The 742-nt window shown below is 43.4% G+C and carries 1 protein-coding gene and 1 pseudogene; both read right to left on the minus strand.

Features of this window, described 5'->3' with window-relative positions:
- Positions 1-185 precede the first annotated feature (185 nt).
- Positions 186-425, minus strand: coding sequence for a hypothetical protein (locus ASU35_RS06680; RefSeq protein ID WP_147525397.1), 240 nt, complete (start codon positions 423-425; stop codon positions 186-188).
- 104 nt (positions 426-529) lie between these two features.
- Positions 530-742 (minus strand): annotated as a pseudogene (locus tag ASU35_RS06685) (IS110 family RNA-guided transposase); the annotation flags it as partial.

The raw sequence follows: 742 nt of genomic DNA on the forward strand, positions 1-742 counted from the left end.
TTCCTCCCTATTTAGTCAAGTGTTTTTTCCTTAAAAATCAAGGTTTTTTTATTGTTTACTCTCAGATGAATGAGCCAAGGAAATGGATATTTCTAAGTATCTGGTACAAAAATAGCGGTATTAGGGTATACGAAATAAAACGTCTCTGCTTTTCGTTTTACATGGCCTTGTGTATGCCCTTCCCTCTACGGCGACGTACCTCCCGTGTCTACCAGGATCACCTCACATTTCAGGAGGGTCCTAACTTCCTTCGTTCCGCCTATCCATAACCAGGGTGTCAGCTTAGCTCCTTTACAGGGTCTTGCCCTATGGAAAATATTCCTGCCGACTACTGGCTCATTCTTTGTATAAATTCTTACTGACTTGATTCGCATGACTCCCTTTCCGGCACCTTTCAGTGGACGTTTTCCCGGTTCGTTCCTCATTGCTTTCAGCTTTCCTGTTACAGCTGAATTCAACTCTCAGGTCATATCTCTAAGGGCTCAATTCAACTGTAACAAGACATTTCTTACATAGATACTTCTGATTCTTAAGCTGCCTGTATTTGTGGCCGTCTGATATCACTCTTCAGCTTCTCTGCGTCATAATCAACACCCTTGGTCAGAATTGTATAGAAGATTCTCAGAATCTTACAGGCCACCGCTACCACTGACTGCATCTTCTTCAGTGGGTTTTCTTTCCGGGTCCGGTAGTACTCGTGTATTTCCCGAAACTCAGCGTTCTTTCCTATCAGCGATATCGC

This window comes from Acetivibrio ethanolgignens, from assembly GCF_001461035.1.
GTDB lineage: Bacteria > Bacillota > Clostridia > Lachnospirales > Lachnospiraceae > Velocimicrobium > Velocimicrobium ethanolgignens.